Below are 18916 nucleotides of genomic sequence, written 5' to 3' on the forward strand. Positions count from 1 at the left end.
CCGCGGTTACCTTTTGTCGAGCTCTATACGGGTGGTGTTACCGTTTTGCTCAAACAGCTCTATAAGCTCAACGCTATCAGTACCGCAACTGTGTATTTTTTCAATCACACTGGCTAAAGCGTCAGCTTCCGGAACCATCACCACGCAATTCTGCTCTAGAGAAAGCCTGAACTGCTGCTTCAATACGGCCTCATCCTGCTGCAGAATAGCCAGTAACAATTGCGCAATGGTGTCACTGCCACTGACCGAGTCTTCATTACCTTGCTCAAAAATACCCTGACGGTTAATGGTCAATTGTTGCTGCTGTGGTTGCTCTGTTGTCCAGACTATTTCGTCTTTTCTAATATCCAGTTGGCCTGCACTCACCAAAGGTCTTGGCAGCCCCGATAACTGCTTTTTCTGACTGAACTCCAGCGACAACGGCAAAGGTTCTGATTGCTTTTCAAGTGCCGACAGCGCCTCTGCTGTCGCATCGTCGTTTGCAACGGCTATTACTGATAGCATCAATAGAATCGTCGTTACAAGTAAGCGGATCATGAGCGCTCAACTCCCAGCTTTTCAAACACAATGTCAGGAGATTCAAACAGCATTTCCCGCGTTTCTTTGCACACGGCTACCTGAACACTGGTGGCTTTGGTTAATAGCTCGTTACTTTCAACACAGCGAATTTCATAGTTCATTTTCAGCCGATGTTCCCACTCCACCAAAGTAGCAGTCACCCGAATGTGTTGTCCGTATGTAGCCGACGCAACGTACTTTAAGCGCAAATCGACAATAGGCCATAAATGGCCATTGGCTTCCATGTCGGGGTAATCATAATTGAAAGTACGCAGTAACTCGCTACGCGCCATTTCAATATATTTTATGTAATGACCGTGCCAGACAACATGCATAGCGTCGACATCAAAAAAGGGAACATCAATAATTAAACTGGCTTGTTTCATGCTGGCTCCTGATACAAATTCCATGCTTTTAACCGCAACTGGGTAAGCCAATAACGTAATTCCGGCTCCAACTGGCGGTCTTCTGTCAGCAGTTCAAACTGATCAGTCAGACTTCCAAGCATTTCTACGACACCGGCCGATGGCTTCATCGGTTTGTCTGTAATACGCTTGCGCAACTCAACACCTTGGTAAGCTGCCAGCAAAGTGGCAACAATCACCTGTTCGGTCAATTCCAGAATACGGATGCAGTCGCGGGCAGCAATAGTACCCATGCTCACTTTGTCCTGATTATGGCACTCGGTTGAACGCGAAAAAACACTGGCGGGCATGGTTAGTTTCAATGCCTCAGCGGTCCAGGCTGAGCAACCAATTTGCACCGCTTTAAAGCCGTGGTTAATAGACTTACGCTCACCTTCTGCCGCAGACAAGTTAGAGGGCAAACCGTGGTTCATCTTTGTGTCCATTAACAACGCCATTTGCCGGTCGTGTAAATCTGCCAGGTTCGCTACAGCAGTTTTCATCGAGTCCATCACCATAGCAATGTGACCGCCATAAAAGTGACCGCCGTGCAGAACGTGTTCTCCCAGGCCATCAATAATGGGGTTGTCATTGGCGCTGTTTAATTCATTTTCTATGGTTTCTTTAAACCACGGTAAACTGTCTTTAAGTACGCCGATAACATGAGGCGCGCAGCGAATGGAGTACCGGTCCTGCAGACGCGATGAATTCCTCGGATGCTCCACATGGTTCAGATCTTGTTGGATCCAGCTGGCGACCTGTTGCTGCCCTTTATGAGGTTTCACGGCAAAAAGCAGGTCATCAAAATGGTTACTGTTGCCTTCTAAAGCGATGCTCGCCAAAGAAGTAATGCGGCTGGATAACCGGGTTAGATACTCCGCTCTGTCCCAGGCAAGGCAAGCCAAAGCCGTCATCACGGCGGTACCGTTCATAATAGCCAGGCCTTCCTTTGGCCTCAGCTTGTGAACCGACATACCAATCTGCTCAAAGGCTTCTGCGCTGTTCATCACTTTATCGCGAAAACGCACATCTCGCTCACCAATAAGCGCACCAGCAATATATGACAATGGCGTTAAGTCGCCGCTGGCACCTACGCTACCTTCTTTTGGAATAAGCGGTAGCATGTTTTCGTTCAGCATCACCACCAGGCGCTCCAGCAACTCCCAACTGACACCTGAATAACCTTGAGCCAGCGAACTTAAGCGCGTTGCCAGAATAGCGCGGGTTTCCTGTTCATCGAAGGTGTCACCCAGGCCGCAACCATGAAAACGCGTCAGGTGAATGGGCAACTCGTCAACCAAATTCTCCGGCACCGATACGGTGCAGCTGTCGCCATACCCCGTTGTTACGCCGTAAATAACACCGTCCTGCTCAAGTAATTCATCCAGAAAACGGACACCGGCATCGACTTTTTCGACAAACTCCGGCGCGTCGCTTAACGCAACCTGCGCTTTGCCATTGGCTATTTCTACCACGTCTTCTATGGTCAGCGGGCGGCCACCAAAGGCTATAATCGATGTCGTCATACTACTGACTGTCCTTCTTCCAGAAATCAAAAAAATTAAACCACTGATAAGGATAGCGCATCACTAGCTCCTCCAGCATCTCACTGTAAGCTTTCAACACTGGCTGCAAAGCTTCCCGCCTGTTTTTTCGAGGGAGTTTGAGTTGGTCACACGCGTGGTTGAGATATAAATCGTAATGCCCGTCGTCGGGGTTCTTTAAGCAGAACAAAAAGTACACCGGGCATTCTAACACACTGGCTAATATCCAAGGCCCTAAGGCAAATGAGGCAGGTTTACCTAAAAAGTCCTGCTCTATGGTTTGTCCCGGCTGAGTCACCGAAGTGCGATCGCCGACAATGACCACAAACTCGCCTTGTTCAATGCGCTCTTTCAACAAGATAGTCAACCCCATATCAATGTCGGTAACCTGAATCAGGTCGATATCGACTTTGGGGTTTACGTCTTTCAATGCACGGTTAAACGACTGCGCATGCTGAGTGAATACCAGTACATTCATACGCCGGGTATACTTTTTTGAAGCCAGCGCCCGCGCAACCTCCAGATTACCCAGGTGACTACCAATAAGAATGCCGCCCTGAGGCTGTTTCTCTAAGTCATCAAAGTGGGTATCACCACAGTTACGCACCTGGTTTTTAGACACCTTACCGACCCAGGCATCAATTTTTGCCATAGCGTGCAAACCAAATTGCCAGAAATGGTACCAACTTTGGCGCCAACCCGGCGCAGCAGTAAAAGGAGACCGTTCAGCAGCATATGAATGTACCCGACGAAGGAAGTTCAGAGACGCCCTACGAGGATCGCCCCCGGTCAAAAAGAAGTAAGTGATCACTGGCGCTAAAATCAGCCGCATTAGCCAATGGCCGCCATACTGATAGGCTCGAAGAACAATAACGATGCCCCAGTAGCTGCCGCGCTCTTTCTTTTTCGCCCAGTGCTTCTCCACCATAATTAGCTTTTAAACCTGCGCAGTAATATAAGTGGTATGCGCGGCAACATGCCGAAAAACAGGCGCGTATGCAGCCAGGAAATTTTCAAATTGTCCTGCAGCGCGCGAAAATGTGACTGTCCGTCTTGTGGATAAATTACTTTGGTTGGAATAAACAAAACCGGTGTACCCGCCCAGTATAGACGCACCATAATTTCAATATCGAAATCCATGCGTGTGCCGATATGACGACGCTTTGTTAAGCCGACCGTCTGGTACAAGGGATATACCCGAAAACCACACATTGTATCCTTTATCTGCATCGATAAGGTTTCGATATGTACCCAAAAATGAGTGATCTTGCGCCCAATGCGTCGGCTGGTCGGCATGCTCTCATCGTATTGCGGATACCCACTTATCAGCGCGCCCGGGTTTTGCTTTGATAAGGCTAAAAATTCAGGAATATCGTTACTGTCGTGCTGGCCATCAGCGTCTATTTGCAATGCGTGAGTAAAGCCTTCTTCGGCGGCCAAATGGAACCCAGCCATAACCGCCCCACCTTTGCCGCTATTTTCGGGAAGCGTGTGCAGTAAGACAAGCGACTTATGCTCTTCCGCCAAAGTCGCTAAAACTTCCTTGGTGTGCTCATTTGAGCCATCATCAACAATAATAATTGGCAACTCGTAAGACAGCAGTCGCTCAACCGTTGCCGTAATGGTTTTATCGTGATTATAAATAGGAATAAGAAAGCAATACTGAGACATATTAATTAAACACCAGCCGTCCGGAAGACAGCGCTTTATCACCGTCAGAGTATTTAAAGGTAACGCAGTCTTCGCGCTTTCTCTCAATTACCAAATCGACTGTCGCACCAGGCAAAATCATGTCGTTAAACTTGAGCACTTCAATACGCTGAATGGATGTTGGTGTCGACCAATGCTGCCCCGCTAACTGAATGACCCAGTCCATTTGAGCAACCCCGGGAAGAATCGGGGTTGAAGGAAAATGCCCTTGCAAATAAATACAGTCCGCCGCCAGCATAAACCGACCGCAGAGTAGAGGCTTTTCTTTGTCACTGAGCCCTTCGGAGAAACTTATAAAATCAGGTAATTGAGTCTGCATGCTATTGTTACTTTTCCTCTTCGAACAATGCCTGTAAATCGGTTTGTGTCACTTTACCGGCACCGTTATATGGCAACTGCTGCACATAACGGAAACGTTTAGGTACAACCACTTTTTCGAATCGCTGCAGTAAGTGGTGTCTCAACTCTTGTCGCGCTTTAAATCGCCCCTGAGTGCTAAGCTGATTAACGCCTTCAGGCGTCAATATTAAAACTAAGCCCAGTTCAACACGCGGGCTATGTAACACACAAGCTTTAGCTAATTCGACCCAGTCATGGCGCTGAATGAACTGTTCTACTTCGTTCAGAGCCACTCGTTTTTCGGCAATTTTTACAATTCGGTCCTGCCGCCCCAACAACTGAAAATTCCCCTGTCCCTGAAGCCGGGCTTTATCTTCTGTTGTGTAAGGCTTTTGCGGATTATTCAGATACGGTGACTGAATAACCAGTAACCCGTTGTGATTGCAGCTCGCATCAACTCCCGCCAGAGTCTGAAAATTTTCATTAGAGCCTGGGTTGCGCTGACGCCAGCCTATACCTCCGGTCTCCGTACTACCATACACTTCAATTGGCGCGTTTAACTCATGTTCAGCAAAATCTTCAGGAACAGAATCGGATAGCGGACCGCCCGATGAGAAGACCGTGGCCAAAGAATGGCTGTACTTAGCAAGCTGAGGTAAATTATCCAGCCGCTGCAAATGCGCAGGGCTGCTTACTAAAGCGTAACGCTGGCAATTAGCTTTCGCCAATATTTGCTGCAACTGCTCAGGATAATCGACCAAAGGCAAAGTCACCGGACGGCGCGCAGCAAGCGGCCAAAGTACCGTGAATAACAGTCCGTAAATGTGCTGATGTGTGACCGTTGTCAGTATATTGGCCGGCCCTAATTGCTCCGCAAAGGTTTGTTCCAGCGTAATCACTTCTAACCATAACTGCCTGAGCGTTTTTCTGACGGCTTTGGGTTTGCCACTGCTGCCCGAGGTGAAAAATGTCAGTTGAGAATTTAAGCTGCCTTTCAGTGTTAAAGCAGGTATGTCCGAACTCACGTGTTGAGGTAATTTAGACGGGACTCTGAACGAATAGTGCGACGACAGCTCTGACAACGTTGCCGGCTTATCATTGGCTGGCAGAACAGTTCTCTTTTCACTATTGAGTAAAGCGAACAGCCAGACACTAAAATGATACCAGTCGCGATGATAAAGCAGCGCATCACCGTCTTGTTCACTTAGCCAGTGGGTTGCTGCCGCAATATCCTTAAGCCACACCGATGCGCTTATAGACTGCTCTTTCACTACGGCCAGCTCAGTATCTGCCTGTTGCCATTGCAACTGCCATTGCTCAGTGTTTATGTTTAACAACACGTCGCACACTCCACTCAATCACAAAGAGTAAACCAATCAGAACGTAGGAAATAAAACCGTTGTATAGCGTCCAGAGTTTGAGGTCACCATGCACTGCAGTTACCAGTGAAATAGTGCCATTCACGAGGAAAAATACCGCCCAGACCAGCGTCACTTTTTCAGTGTAAGCAACCGCTTTATCTGGCAATGAGCCTTCCATAAGCATGGCAAGGCGAGTTATCACCGCTGGTTTGCGCCATAATGATGCAAGGAAAACCAGCAACAAGGCACTGTTCATCCAGACGGGATAAAACAGCACGCCAGTCAGTTGGTCTGCGAAAATAGCTGTCACTGAAACCACCAGAAGCACTGCCAGCGTAAGCCAGCTTCTGGGGTGACGAATTCCCTGGGAAATAATACTTAAACTCAGTAATGCCAGCAGAACCAGCAGTAACCAGTTAGTTAGCCCATTCTGCGCCAGCCACCAAACCAGTAGCGGGTAGGCAATCAGTAAACCACTGATTAATAAGCGCAGACCGTTTTTCATTAGTCGCTGTGAACGAGTTTATAAACTTCTTCGACAACATCTTCGACTGTGCGCACAGCTTTAAACGCGTCCGGACTAATTTTCTTGCCGGTAATTTCGCGTAATTTCACGACTAAATCCACCGCATCGATCGAATCAAGGTCGAGATCCTGATACAAGTTAGCGTCCAGAGAGATGTCGTCAGAATCGATTTCAAAATCTTCTTCCAGAATTTGAGTCAACCGCGCATATACTTCGTCTCTTGTCTTCATCGTTCCCTCGTTCACTCACCACGGTTATTAGCGACAAAATCCGCTAACGTATCGACACTGTAAAAATGCTTTTTTGTTTCTGCTGAATTAGCGTCCAGCTTCACGTCATATTTTTTCTTTATCGCCAGACCTAACTCCAGCGCGTCAATAGAATCAAGATTCAAGCCATCGTCATCTTCTCCGAACAACGCCGCCGAATCATTAATATCTACTATCTCTACGTCTTCAAGATCCAGCGACTCGATAATCAAGACTTTGATCTCTTGCTTCAGGTTTTCCGTCATCTTCTAACACCTTTTCATAGTAATTCTGTAAATCGCGAGTCAGTTGACGCGCAGCAATACTGAGCTTTTCAGCATCGCAGTAAGAAGCTGAGTCGATTTCACCGAGATAACGCACCGACAAAGTCGGTTTCCGTTCAGGCGCGCAATACCATGCTTCATTTTTAATCAATGTCACCGGCAAACAATCTACTCTCAATGCCGTAATTTTTGCCCTGGTACGTAATGCCAGATGCGCCGCTCCGCGCTGGAACTTTATTCCTTTTCCCGGTGTCGTTCGTGTCCCCTCGGGAAAGATTATTAGGTTATTACCGCGCGCTAATGAGCGCTCACAATCCGCAACCAAACCTTCAGGATCCTCATTGCTGATATAACCTGTTGAGCGGATCACACCGCGCATAAAGGGATTTTTCCATAGATGGGACTTAACAACGCAATCCGGATTCGGTACAAAGGAGATTAATGCTACCACGTCAATCAAACACGGATGGTTCGCAATAATAACGTGACCCCGGGTTCCTTTAAGTTGTTCAGTGGCGTTAAAGTCGAAGTTGAACACGCCAGTCCACTTCATTATTCCAATAAACCAGCGGAACGTCATTTGCACCAAACATCTGGCTCTTACTTCGCGCTGTCTCTCATTACCATTGGATAGTAACGCCAGTGCCGGCAGTGCCGTAATAGACAGCAACAAACCGCCCAACCCAAAAACGGCAAAGCATAGCCCGGTCGCAAAACGCCGCCAGGTACGATTGATTATCTGCCAGAGACTAAGCAACATGCCAGCTCCACCGTACTCCGTTATAGTCTTTAACCACCTTGCCGCTACAGGAGTCGAGCATCTGTTGAACGCCGTTGGCAACTAACCAGACGTCATCCTGTAACTGACTTTCTTTTTCAACAAGGCGATCTAAAATCAGTTTCTGTCCGTTTTCTCTATCGAGCAAAACCGCTTGCGCAAAGCTTCTCACTGGCGAATGAACTTGACCAGAATATACAGCCGGTGGTACTTCATCGGCATAAACCAACAGTACTTGCTTAGTTTCGCTTTGTACTTGGCTTAAAGCCTCCAGCCACCCCAGAGGGTAAGTTTGCTCACCAGCAGACAAAGTGGTCATAGCCTGTCGATTATCTGCTGCCATACTGTATTGCCCCAGCACAGCATTATTCACCGATAACGCAAACTGCGTTGGCGATAAAACCTCGCCACGAACCAACTCCCGTAGTAACTTTTCAGTACGGTGCAAGTCGCCATGCCGTGTTGCCAAAACCACTGGCGTCTCTTTTAACTGCGGATGCCGGTCGCTTAGTTCCAGTATGGCTGTCATTATGACTTTTGCATACGAACTCAGTCGCCGCCGGGTCGAAGCCGGTATTTGCTTCAGCCGCTCACGACATTCGGTTTCGACTAATGTACTATCAGCTACAAAAGCTTGCATAGGATTCTAAGCAGATACTCAAAAAAGAAGCGGAATAGTACAGAATCTCAGCGGACATTTCAAAAATATAACATCGCATATGGTTATCGGATATAGACTCTACAACGAAGCAGCATCGACGAAACAGGTCTCGGCAGCCGCTAAAGATCTGCTGCTGCGGCTTGTCAAAAAATATTGGCCTGCGACTGAACCTCAGCTAATTTCTATTGAGAACAGCGATTCAGGTGCGCCGTTATTAAGTGTGAATGGGCACCCTGTTTACTGCTCTTTGTCTCATAAATCTGGGTGTATCGCTGCGGCTTACTCGACGATAAGTAGTATCGGCATTGACCTGGAGAATGTGCACACGCGAAAAGACTACCATCGTATTCGCGACTATTATAAGGACGGTTTTCTGGCTGGCAGTACCTTAACTAAAAGTGATTTTTTTCATCACTGGACTCTGGCTGAAGCTTTCGCGAAAGCCTCGGGTGTACCTTTACTTAGCGTACTAGAGAGGCCTCTTCACAGACAAAAGCACTCAGCAAAATACTTTCAGATAGAGCCTTTTTTACTCTGTGCTTATCAGAGCGATTCATCTGAGAGAGAAGACGCTGTATTGCTGTATCAATTAGATAACGATAACCAATGGCAGTAATCCCGGGCTATTGTCTGCAGATCATGTTCGACCTTCCAATTTAATTCCTGAAGTGCTTTATCAGCCTGAGCGTAACAGCTTGCCACATCGCCCTGGCGACGTTCTGAAAAATTAACCGGAATAATTTGCCCACTTGCTTGTTCGAACGCATGGATCACGCCCAGTACCGACTCGCCCTTGCCGGTTCCCAAGTTAAAGATATGGTGTCCGGTGCGGGCAAACCCCGCTTCCAATGCCGCAACATGACCTTTTGCTACGTCACAAACATGAATGTAGTCACGTATTGCTGTGCCATCACAGGTCGAATAGTCACAACCATAAACCTGAACAGAGTCAGTTTTTCGGGTTATTACATTGCCTATGGCCGGGATCAAATTAGCTGCAGGTTTAATGGGTTGCTCACCAATAACTCCCGACGGATGAGCTCCTGCCGGATTAAAATAACGCAAACTTATAGCCGAGAAAGCGGGGTTTTTCTCACAAAACTCAGCCAAATCACACTCGGATCGGTATTTGGTCTCGCCGTAGGGATTGGTTGTAGCTCCGGCCGAAGCCGATTCAGCAACAGGGACGCACGACGGGTTGCCGTAAACAACGGCTGATGAGGAAAAAATTAAGTGATTAACTGAACAGTCTTCCATTACCGCTAGCAGTCTTCGAGTTCCTTCCACATTGGTCAGAAAATACTTCTCTTTTAAGTGGTAGCTTTCCTGAGGATTTTTAAGTGCAGCAAAATGCATAACGGCATCGAAAGCGTATTGTTTAAATAGGTTAGTCAACGCATTCCGATCGCAGATATCAATCTGGTGAAAGTCGGGTCGCTCGCCCGTAACGCTATGAATCTTATCAATTACCGAGGCGTTACTGTTACTCAGATCATCAACCACAATCACCTGGTATCCGCTAAGTATCAACTCAATTACCGTATGCGAACCAATGAATCCGCAACCTCCGGTAACCAATATCTGTTTCTTCATAGGTGATGTGCCCAAAAACCGTAACGCCGTTATAAATCAAAGGGCCGAAATAGTATCGGCTGACTTTCCCTAAGGCAACTTAAACTCATGCGCCAGGTTGTCTTCAACCCTGAAATCATTCCGAAATACAAATAGGCCTAGCCGATAATCTGCCATAATGAATACGAGTTGTTGTTTAGTATTCATTACGTCAGTCATTTAGAATTGGACTAAACGTAAATTGCACAATGACCGTAAAATAATAATAACTGACTTCTGGTGGACTGATTTTTTATGAACAAAGGTAAAAACTGGCTAATTTATACTCTGGGCTTTTTAGGGCTTATTCCCTTTCTGGCATCATCGCTTGCGGCTTTAATGCATACCGGAACCTGGTGGGGCATTTCACCTTTAGAATTTTTAATTACTTACGGTGCTGTTATTCTCAGTTTTCTGGGTGGAACTTTATGGGGCCGGGCACTGCACCGCGCGGAAAGCGAAAAAACTACGGGTTTACTGTTATTAAGTAATGTTTTCGCTTTGGCAGCCTGGTTTACAATTTTAATTAACGCGCCAGCCTGGTCATTAGGTATGCAGATGGCGGGCTTTGCCTTAGTTCTCTACTTTGAACAAAAGCTGGCTCGCAGTTCGGCTATGACGTCTTATATGGGCTACTACCGTATACGGGTATTATTAACGACCATTGTCATTGTCTGCCAATTACTGGTCTTTGGTAACCACATTTTGTAGCGCTATTTTTTCTCGTGATACCGCGCCAAAGTTTCTGCATAAATGTGGCGCACGTCATCACTGAACTTTTCCACCGAGTAATCACGGGCAAAAGCCAGAGCATTTTCCGCAAGGCTCTGGCGTAACGCCTCGTCATCCAGTAACTGTTTCACCCGCTCACACCACAAGGCCTGCTTAGCCGGGGTTTTATAACCGTTGTGTCCGTCTTCAACAACATCGTCAATACCGCTGGAGCGCACCGCAATCACGGGTAAACCCGCCGCCATAGCTTCCAGAATCACCATACCCTGAGTTTCTGACTGCGAGGCAAATAGGAAAGCGTCTCCTAGCTGATACCAGGCAGCCATTTGCTCAGGCGGAACGGCGCCAACCAAGGTAATGTGCTGCTGCAGTTTCATGTTATCAATGCGCTGCTGTAACCGATGGCGCTGATGACCATCTCCCACAATTAGCAAACGGAACGGCTTATCGGTTTGCTCTTTCAGTTGCGCCACAGCTTCGATCATAAAGTCGATGTTCTTCTCATTCGACAACCGGGACACACTGACAAACACTGTTTCATCGACTAGCTTTTGTTGCTGGCGTAGATCTTCTATTTGCTTGTCGTCAACTTGCTGGAAACGCTCAAATTCAATACCCGTTGGCTGTACAAATGTCGGCTTCTTAACCCCTATCATGCGCAGGTATTCTTCCGTCGACTGTGTCGGCACAATGACGCCGTCGCATTTATTGGCGAAGCGACGCACCAAAAAGTGCGCAATAATATTGCGGAACAACGAACCGGGTAGGAACACAAAGTGCGCGTAGTGCTCTAACCGCGTGTGATAGGTGTACACCACCGGCACTTTCAGCCGACGCGCAATAAAGACCCCAAGCGAACCTATCCAGAACGGATGGTGAACGTGAATAATATCCGGTTTAAAGGCTTTAACCTTTTTACGCACTGCACCGGAAAAGATATTGGCAAACTGAAACTCACTCTTTTCGCCAAAAGAAAACAGCGACGGCATACGCACAACATGTTCTTCTTTTTCACTGCTCTGTTGATAACGCGGTGCTACAACTAATACCTTATCTTTGAGCTTAACTAACCCTAGGCGCAGGCGCTCAATGGAAATTGGCACACCACCGATAAAAGGCAAATAGTTATTCGTGAACATGGCCACGCGCAGCGGCTTTTTGAACCAGGGCTGCGGGTCGATATCATAGTCGGGGTAGTAATCTTTACCGACGAATACCGCATTGTACAGTTTAGTGCTAATAACCAAAAACAGGCTCACCAGCAGAATAAAATTCAGATACCCCACGTAAAATAACGAATGAATAAAGAACCACAGGCTTTCCAGCTGTTTCAGAATGGGGTGCTGACCAATTTCCAGCTCTTCAACAGAATGCTGAACCGAGCCATCGGCATTCACTGTTACTTTTACATAATGATAAAAGCTCTCGTCCTGATTCAGTACCAGACCACCCGCACCACCGGTAGTGATATAGGGAATACCGTCGTGCTCACGCTCTGAGTAAATAGAAATATTGGATGAAAATACGCGATCGACACCGAAGTTGCTTATTGTCTGCAGTAACGCATGACGAAACTCCAGAGGTTGCAGGAAATCGTCCTCCTGGGCTAAAAAGAACTCTTCTTCCGGCTCTAAAGGTGGGTGACCAATAAAAACAAAGCGATGCTTTGAATCGTCGGCTTTAAGAATGTCAGTTAACCAGCGTAACTGCCATTGCCATGGCGTTTTCCCGGTGCTGTCTAAGAAAATAAAGCGACTGTCATCGGCGGTAAAACTGAAAAAATGCGGACCGTAATGGTCATAAAAGCGAAAGCTGCCAAACTCTTCGTACTCATTGTTACCGAAGGTCAGTAAATACGGCATATCCAGCCGCGACAGCGTACCTTTTATTGCCCGGTATTTGTCTTCCCCGCCGCTGCTAACGGCATTTCCTGCAGACACTAAAAAATCAATATCGGTGTCGTTCAACATAGGAATAATACGACGCTCAAAAATACCCACCGAATTATTAATATTACCCACGACAGCAAAGCTGTAGCTGTCCTGTCCTTCCAGCCGGGCACTAATGTCTGAGAGTTGTTCAGTATGCTCAGCCTCAAACTCAGAGGTGACCAGATTCAAATAAACTTTATAGCCAATAAGCCCAACCACAACCGCAATATTGAGGTAAAACAGGACTTTCAGTAACTTGGTTTTATTCATTGTATGTCCTGCGCTTTAGCCGACTGAACTAAGTAACGTTGCAAAATAAAAAGCCCCAGTAACATACCAAGATAAATGGTCAAAAAGCGCCAGCTAAAGGTGACTAACAGTAAATGGCTACTGGCTAGAATGTCACTGAAAAAGCTACCAAATACACCTTCGGAAATACCCGAAGCACCAGGCGTCGGCGCGAAGTACATGATAAAGGTGGTAACCACCAGCAGTCCCAGGCTGACAAGGTAATCAACGTCGTATCCTAAGCCCCACATTAACAACGCGGGAAAGCTGAATAAGCTGAGCAGGAAAATAAAGGTGAACAATACCGACAACGCAATAGCCACCTTAGAGCCGCGGCAATACTCCGAAAAACTACGGGAAAAACGCAGCATTTCGCGGCGAGTTTTGTATTGCCAGCGCAGATGACGCCCGGTACTGATCAGTTTCAGTTTATGCACCGCTTTGCATAAATAGCTTAGCGGCACAATTAACCAATGCGCCCGCAGCAAAACCACCGCGAAAAAGAGCAGATACAACACAATGAAAACAGCAAGCGCCGTACCAATTTCACCGATAATGGCTTTATCCTGCAGTGGTTCCAGCATCAGCAAGAACACCGGTGTCAGCGAAAAAATAAAGAAAATAGCCAGTACCGTACGAATAGTTGTGGCCGCCGTCGCCCGCCCAATAGGCACGCCGTGCTCATGTAGGAACCACACCTGCGCGAAACCGCCACCCGTGGCCATAGGCGTAATATTGGAGAAAAAGATATTAATAAAGACCAGTTTAGCCATGGCTTTTTTGGGAATACGGTAACCCAGAGCACGCAAAGTGTAGTAAAGCCGCAAGCCGTCGGCGGCAAAGTAAACCAGTAACAGCAAGACTGCGGCACTTAAAACTTCAGGGGCAAATAAACGAAAATCGAAGGTAAGGCTGCGACCGGAAAAGTGGTCATAAATAGCGTAAAACCCGGCAGCCGTGAGTAAAACAAATAACACACTAAAGAGTGTTAAGCGTTTCCATGAGGCTTTGTATTGTTTTTCTTCTTCCGCTGAAGCTGTCATCTTGCTGCCGTTTACTCCCCACAAAGCCTAAAGATTAAGGATTATGGAGTCGTGGGGAGGGGATGTCAAAAACCTTACATTAGGGCCTTAACTCACCCGACTGCCAGTCTATAGTAAAGTTTTCGTCAGGCTCGCCGTCTTGCAGCGCAAGAAAAATATCCAGCACAGGTCCGAAACGATGCGCCAGAGCAGCCGCCAACCGGTGTTTACTCTCGGTTTCCTGAACCACCTGTTCAGGCGCGTTAACCTTTTTCGCGAGCTCGCTAAGGCTAGCGGCAAGTAACTGATACTGACGCAAACGGGACTCCGAAATGTCCTTGAGTGCTAACCGGCCAGCATTACGAATACGGTAGAAATCGACCGCAAATTCAAAGCCCGTCCACTGCGAAAAGTCTGACGGCCTGAAGCCTTTACTGCGGGCTAAAGACTCGCCCGCGGCTTTGGCCTCCGGCCAGGATCTTTGCTCAGTAAGCTGCGATAGCGACAACAGTTGCTCGCCGTTTAAAGAAAACACCCAGTCACGTAAATCAGCCGGCCAGTCCTTAGGAAGAAAACGCTGACGGGTCAGTTCGCGAATATGCCAACTGGTAAATTCCTGATAATTTTTTGCCGTTAAAACCTCTTTGTCCCAGAGTTTATCCGCCTCTGTCGACAGCAGCTGCTGGTACTCTTCTCTATAGTGCTCAAACAGTTCGTTAAAACGCGGAACCTCTTTAATAACAATGGTTTCAACTGCTAGCGAGCCCGACTTACCAGGCCTTAAAACTTTATACGCAGGCACATAAGCCGCAAGTGACGGTGCTTGTATATTCACTAAAAACTGTTCGCCGCTGCGGGTAACGCCGGTGTCGTTCATATGCATATGACCGCCCACGTGTACTTTGAGCCCGGTTTCGGCTAGCAGTTTACTAACAGAGTCATCTGGCCGCCTCGCCAGTTGAAACGTCGCCTCACCGAATAATTCAGATATCGTGTCAGACTGTCCATCATAAAACTCTGTAATAGGAAAATGGCTAAAAGCTAACAGCGTTTTTCCCCGCTCATCGGCTTGTTTTACAATATCCTTTATCCAGCCCATTAAATGCTTTTTATGCGTCAACACTTTGTTATAGCCAGCGTTACCGGAGCCATGAAAGTCATTAGCCGATAACGACTTCTTGCCTGTCTGCGCTTTAGGAATATAAACATTGGCGTCTATGGCCAGTAACCACAAACCCTCAACCGGCTCCACCAGATAACTGGCATCGGTAATTTCCCCGCAGTTAACCGCGTTTTCAGCCTTAAATTCGCCACCGCTGCCGTTGCTGCAAATTTCGTATTGTCTTGCAGTGAGTTCAGCACTGGCTTTTCCCTTAGCTAAGTCATAATCTTCGTAGCTGTAACCGCTAAACGGCGTTTCCCAGTAGATATATTCCGGCTGCGGCGAAAATCCGTGCTCGCCCAATATCGATAAAACACCTTTATACCCGAGTTCCTGCACTTCTTCTGTGCAAATGGTCGGCAGCGGGTTTTCGGTTTTAATAACCGCCTGCTTGCCTTTATACCCGGTACATTCTGCGGCACCTTTGCTGAATATTCGCTGTCGGTGGCCGTCTGTGCCCAAATAATCCGGTTTACCGGCGGGACGACTGAAAGGACGAACCGGGTCATGGTTTCCCGGTGCCGCAAAAAATCGCATATCGTACTTCTGCTGATAGTGCTTGAGTATTTTCTGCAGCCCGCGCAAGTGCACCTGTTGTCCGTCATCGCTGAAGTCGCCGGGAAGCGCAATGAGTTTAATCCCTCTGGCTGCCGCATCATCTAGCGCGGCAAGCAGTGCGAAGTAGTTTTCGTTAAACAGACGGGTAGAATGCAGTTGAGCCTGCATAGTGCGGATAGTCGCGTTATCCTTACTACGAGAGTTCGGCAAGCCTTTGAACGAACCGTCGTTAAAGTCGGCATAAACATCGTGAAAGTGAATGTCCGGCATAAAAGCAACTGCCGGAATGTCTTTATTGTCAGCTTTGACTTGCGCTGCCATAAACAGCAGCGCAAGTAACATCGTACTTAATAAACACTTCATAGCTTAGATACTGCCGCGAATGCCCAGGCTTATCCGACGCCCTGAAAACTCATACATGGTCGGGAATTTAGGATCCATCGTATAGCCTTTGGTTGCTTCGTCGGTCACGTTAATTCCCTCAACCACAACTTTAATTGAGTCGTTAATTTTGTAACCTAAAGAGACATCAACCTGACCGTAGTCGTCGCGGTAAACTGGATACATACTGCGCTCAACACGCTCCACGTATTCGTCTTTATAATTGTATGAAACCCGTGCATCAAAGCTATTATTCTCATAATAAGCGGTAAAGTTATAGGTGGTTTCAGCCAACCCTGGAGGTGGCGTTGGAATGCCCAAATCAGACGACCCCGTTAACGAATTGTCCAACTTGGTGTAGTTAGAGTTAATACCAAAACCCTCTAACGACGAGTGCAGCGCTTTTAACGGGAATTGGGCAATTAATTCAATTCCCGATACATCGTAAGAACCTTCATCGTTCACCTTCTGGTACACGTCAAAGTCATAAACGCCATCTAGCGTGCCGTTGTCATTGTATTTGGTAACGTCTTTGACAACCCCGGTTAAAGACTCACGAACGACGCCTTCAATAGTTTTATCAAAATAGGAAGCGGCCAGAATACCGCCGTTGTCTAAGTACCACTCTACCCCAAGTTCCCATTGGTCGGCATAAGTTGGTTCCAGATCGGGGTTACCATCGAAGTATTTGAATTCGTTCACACTCACTGTTCGTTTATAAGCAATATCGCCTAGTGCCGGACGAATAAAGGTTTCAGAAGCGGCGGCTCGCAGTAACACGCTGTCGCTTAGCTCAACCACCATATTCAGGCTGGGCAGAATGTCGGTATAACTACCTTTTTTGGATATCGGCTCATCTGTGTAACCCGTGCTGCCGTCAGGCATCTGAACCTGATGGTAACCAAAAGACAAAACAGAGGTGTCGACAGCTCGTACGCCTGTGTTCAGAGACACCGGGAACTGGCCGACATTAAATTCAAAGTCCGCCATTGCGTATATGCTCAGCACTTCCTCGTCCACACGATAAAACTGGTTGTCCTGGAAGGGTACATTAAAGCCGTCGTAACGAAATTCATTACGCGCATAGCCATTAGAGACCTGACTCCAGCCACCTTTTCCTTCAACTTCCGGCAAGTAAGCACCGCCTGGTACTAAATCTGAGATCAGCGTCAACTCGCTGTCCTCTAACGTTCGCTCACCACTCCAGGAGCTATCATCCGCAGTTGGTCCTTTTACCTGAACATTGCCCAGGTTCCGCTCTTTAGACTTATCTGTGTAACGCGCACCGAACTGAACCTTAGCTAAGGCAGGGAAGGCATCCCAGAAAATGCCGCGACTGAAATCAAACTGTGCGGCGTACTTATCGTCGGTAATTTCTTCAAGGTCAACATTATAGAAGTCAAACAAATACGAGCCGGGCGAATTATACATATCAATAGTATCGGGATTATCGCTCGGAATAGTTTCACCGCCCGTGCTGGTGTAACGCGTTCTGGATGGCGCATAAGCAGTGTGTTTTAAGTTGGTTCGGTCAGACAGTTTTTCTGCCCCGGAATATCCCAGCAACCCGGTCACAGTCCATTCGCCAAGCTGCCAGTCCAGCGACAGGCTCAGTTGGCTGTAGTCCGTTTCGTGTACGTTCTCTTTGCTCAAAAATTCGTGCTGCGTTGCAGCATAAGACACATCTGAAAGCACCACCATGCCGTACTCAGAGAAGGTGGTGTCATCGTATTCGTGAATACGTTCTAAAGCACTGACGCTGGAGGCAGAATAAGCAGCTGCGTCGTACTCGTCTTCGGTATTGTCATACCCGCCTAACATGGCATCCAGTGTTAAGCTAAATTCATTGCTGGGCTTGTACTGCAACGAAGCTGTTGCTCCCCACTTTTCCTGTTCGTTTAAATAAGCACGATCACCGACCTTATTCATAAAAACCACGCGGCCGGTTTCGTCTTTATCTAACGGGTCATTAATGACTACGCCTGTATCCCGTTCTAATACCGCTATCGACTGGTCAGACTGCCACTGCGAATCACCGGATTTTTCGGTCCAGCGTGACAGTGGGCGGAAATCAATGCCGGAGTTAGAATCGGTTCGGTTGGTGCGTTCGCTGTGCGAAAACGATACCAACGCGCCCCAGTCGCCGAATGTGTCACTGGCAAGGACAGAGAACTTCGGGTCAACCTCTTCTGAAATAGAGTTGTGAGCGGCTTCTACCGAGGCCACAAGCTGTGTTTCATCGTAATCAAAAGGTCTGGCAGTGGAGATGAGCACAGAGCCTGCAATACCACCTTCTTCATCAGCCGCCGTTGGCGACTTTTTCACGGTTACTGACTGGATAATTTCCGATGCGAAAATATCAAATTCGACATCACGGCCGCCACTGCCCGAGGCCGTAGCCAGGCCGTTAATGGATACATGGGTAAACTCTGTCGGCAAGCTGCGCACGTTGACTCTTGAACCCAGCCCTTTGTTACGCTCAATGGTCACCCCTGGCATACGCTGTAAAGCTTCTGCCAGGTTTTGTTCAGGGAAGTCAGCAATATCTGTCGCAACTATCGAATCAGAAAAACTGATGTTGGAGCGTTTGATATCAACCGCTTTTTCCAGACTTTTAACGTAGCTCCCGCTAACTGCAATCACTTCAATATCGTCTTTTTCAGCACTATCATTTTCGTTCAACTCCTGAGCCTGAAGCGCATAGGCCGATGAACTTAATGCCATACCCAGTAAAACCTGTTGTACTGCCTGACTCAGTTTTGTTTTTTTACTGACTGAGTTTTTATTACGATATTTTCGTGCTTTCATTAACAAAATC

The 18916-nt window shown here is 47.4% G+C and carries 19 protein-coding genes; 2 read left to right on the forward strand and 17 right to left on the reverse strand.

Annotation, left to right across the window (positions count from 1 at the left end):
* Positions 1-6: 6 nt before the first annotated feature.
* The 12 genes from ACN0RF_RS08620 to ACN0RF_RS08675 are packed head-to-tail and all read right to left on the reverse strand — an operon-like array spanning position 7 to position 8392.
* Entirely contained in the window at positions 7-537 is a 531-nt protein-coding gene (locus tag ACN0RF_RS08620; protein WP_417438694.1) for a LolA family protein, read from the reverse strand.
* On the reverse strand, positions 534-944 hold the full coding sequence (locus ACN0RF_RS08625) for an acyl-CoA thioesterase (protein ID WP_011233398.1): 411 nt from the start codon (positions 942-944) through the stop codon (positions 534-536). Before ACN0RF_RS08625 ends, ACN0RF_RS08620 begins: the two co-directional genes overlap by 4 nt.
* A complete protein-coding gene (locus tag ACN0RF_RS08630) occupies positions 941-2488 on the reverse strand; it encodes an HAL/PAL/TAL family ammonia-lyase (RefSeq protein ID WP_417438695.1) in 1548 nt (515 codons plus the stop codon). Before ACN0RF_RS08630 ends, ACN0RF_RS08625 begins: the two co-directional genes overlap by 4 nt.
* A gap of 1 nt (position 2489) precedes the next feature.
* The gene (locus ACN0RF_RS08635; protein WP_417438696.1) at positions 2490-3434 is read right to left on the reverse strand and encodes an acetyltransferase; all 945 of its coding nucleotides are present in this window, start codon (positions 3432-3434) and stop codon (positions 2490-2492) included.
* Between the two features lie 2 nt (positions 3435-3436).
* Complete coding sequence (locus ACN0RF_RS08640; RefSeq protein WP_417438697.1) at positions 3437-4177, reverse strand: glycosyltransferase family 2 protein; 741 nt, start codon at positions 4175-4177, stop codon at positions 3437-3439.
* 1 nt (position 4178) lies between these two features.
* Entirely contained in the window at positions 4179-4535 is a 357-nt protein-coding gene (locus ACN0RF_RS08645; RefSeq protein ID WP_417438698.1) for a hydroxymyristoyl-ACP dehydratase, read from the reverse strand.
* Positions 4536-4542: 7 nt separating this feature from the next.
* Positions 4543-5895, reverse strand: a complete 1353-nt coding sequence (locus tag ACN0RF_RS08650) for an AMP-binding protein (RefSeq protein WP_417438699.1) — start codon at positions 5893-5895, stop codon at positions 4543-4545.
* Positions 5873-6421, reverse strand: a complete 549-nt coding sequence (locus ACN0RF_RS08655; RefSeq protein ID WP_417438700.1) for a hypothetical protein — start codon at positions 6419-6421, stop codon at positions 5873-5875. Before ACN0RF_RS08655 ends, ACN0RF_RS08650 begins: the two co-directional genes overlap by 23 nt.
* Positions 6421-6672: an acyl carrier protein gene (locus tag ACN0RF_RS08660; RefSeq protein WP_253617159.1), complete on the reverse strand. Its 252-nt coding sequence runs from the start codon at positions 6670-6672 to the stop codon at positions 6421-6423. Before ACN0RF_RS08660 ends, ACN0RF_RS08655 begins: the two co-directional genes overlap by 1 nt.
* Positions 6673-6683: 11 nt before the next feature.
* On the reverse strand, positions 6684-6956 hold the full coding sequence (locus ACN0RF_RS08665) for a phosphopantetheine-binding protein (protein ID WP_417438701.1): 273 nt from the start codon (positions 6954-6956) through the stop codon (positions 6684-6686).
* The gene (locus ACN0RF_RS08670) at positions 6898-7734 is read right to left on the reverse strand and encodes a lysophospholipid acyltransferase family protein (protein ID WP_417438702.1); all 837 of its coding nucleotides are present in this window, start codon (positions 7732-7734) and stop codon (positions 6898-6900) included. Before ACN0RF_RS08670 ends, ACN0RF_RS08665 begins: the two co-directional genes overlap by 59 nt.
* Positions 7724-8392 (reverse strand): beta-ketoacyl synthase chain length factor, encoded by a 669-nt coding sequence (locus ACN0RF_RS08675; protein ID WP_417438703.1) that lies wholly within the window; start codon positions 8390-8392, stop codon positions 7724-7726. The genes ACN0RF_RS08670 and ACN0RF_RS08675 overlap by 11 nt, the downstream gene beginning before the upstream one ends.
* 79 nt (positions 8393-8471) lie before the next feature.
* On the opposite strand from ACN0RF_RS08675, the gene ACN0RF_RS08680 reads away from it, so the two are divergent.
* Positions 8472-9029, forward strand: a complete 558-nt coding sequence (locus ACN0RF_RS08680) for a 4'-phosphopantetheinyl transferase family protein (protein ID WP_417438704.1) — start codon at positions 8472-8474, stop codon at positions 9027-9029.
* Here ACN0RF_RS08680 and galE read toward each other — a convergent pair.
* Positions 8999-10006 (reverse strand): UDP-glucose 4-epimerase GalE, encoded by a 1008-nt coding sequence (galE, locus tag ACN0RF_RS08685; protein WP_417438705.1) that lies wholly within the window; start codon positions 10004-10006, stop codon positions 8999-9001. The genes ACN0RF_RS08680 and galE overlap by 31 nt on opposite strands.
* A 273-nt stretch (positions 10007-10279) precedes the next feature.
* On the opposite strand from galE, the gene ACN0RF_RS08690 reads away from it, so the two are divergent.
* Positions 10280-10735 (forward strand): DUF3429 domain-containing protein, encoded by a 456-nt coding sequence (locus tag ACN0RF_RS08690; RefSeq protein ID WP_110012951.1) that lies wholly within the window; start codon positions 10280-10282, stop codon positions 10733-10735.
* A gap of 2 nt (positions 10736-10737) precedes the next feature.
* On the opposite strand, the gene ACN0RF_RS08695 is transcribed toward ACN0RF_RS08690, so the two are convergent.
* The 4 genes from ACN0RF_RS08695 to ACN0RF_RS08710 all read right to left on the reverse strand — a co-directional run bounded on the left by ACN0RF_RS08695 (position 10738) and on the right by ACN0RF_RS08710 (position 18906).
* The gene (locus ACN0RF_RS08695) at positions 10738-12957 is read right to left on the reverse strand and encodes a glycosyltransferase (RefSeq protein ID WP_342487642.1); all 2220 of its coding nucleotides are present in this window, start codon (positions 12955-12957) and stop codon (positions 10738-10740) included.
* Positions 12954-14018, reverse strand: coding sequence for a lysylphosphatidylglycerol synthase transmembrane domain-containing protein (locus ACN0RF_RS08700; RefSeq protein WP_417438706.1), 1065 nt, complete (start codon positions 14016-14018; stop codon positions 12954-12956). Before ACN0RF_RS08700 ends, ACN0RF_RS08695 begins: the two co-directional genes overlap by 4 nt.
* 79 nt (positions 14019-14097) lie before the next feature.
* Positions 14098-16080 (reverse strand): metallophosphoesterase, encoded by a 1983-nt coding sequence (locus tag ACN0RF_RS08705; protein ID WP_417438707.1) that lies wholly within the window; start codon positions 16078-16080, stop codon positions 14098-14100.
* Between the two features lie 3 nt (positions 16081-16083).
* On the reverse strand, positions 16084-18906 hold the full coding sequence (locus tag ACN0RF_RS08710; RefSeq protein ID WP_417438708.1) for a TonB-dependent receptor: 2823 nt from the start codon (positions 18904-18906) through the stop codon (positions 16084-16086).
* Between the last annotated feature and the right edge of the window lie 10 nt (positions 18907-18916).

Source organism: Idiomarina sp. (assembly GCF_048260185.1).
Classification (GTDB): Bacteria; Pseudomonadota; Gammaproteobacteria; order Enterobacterales; family Alteromonadaceae; genus Idiomarina.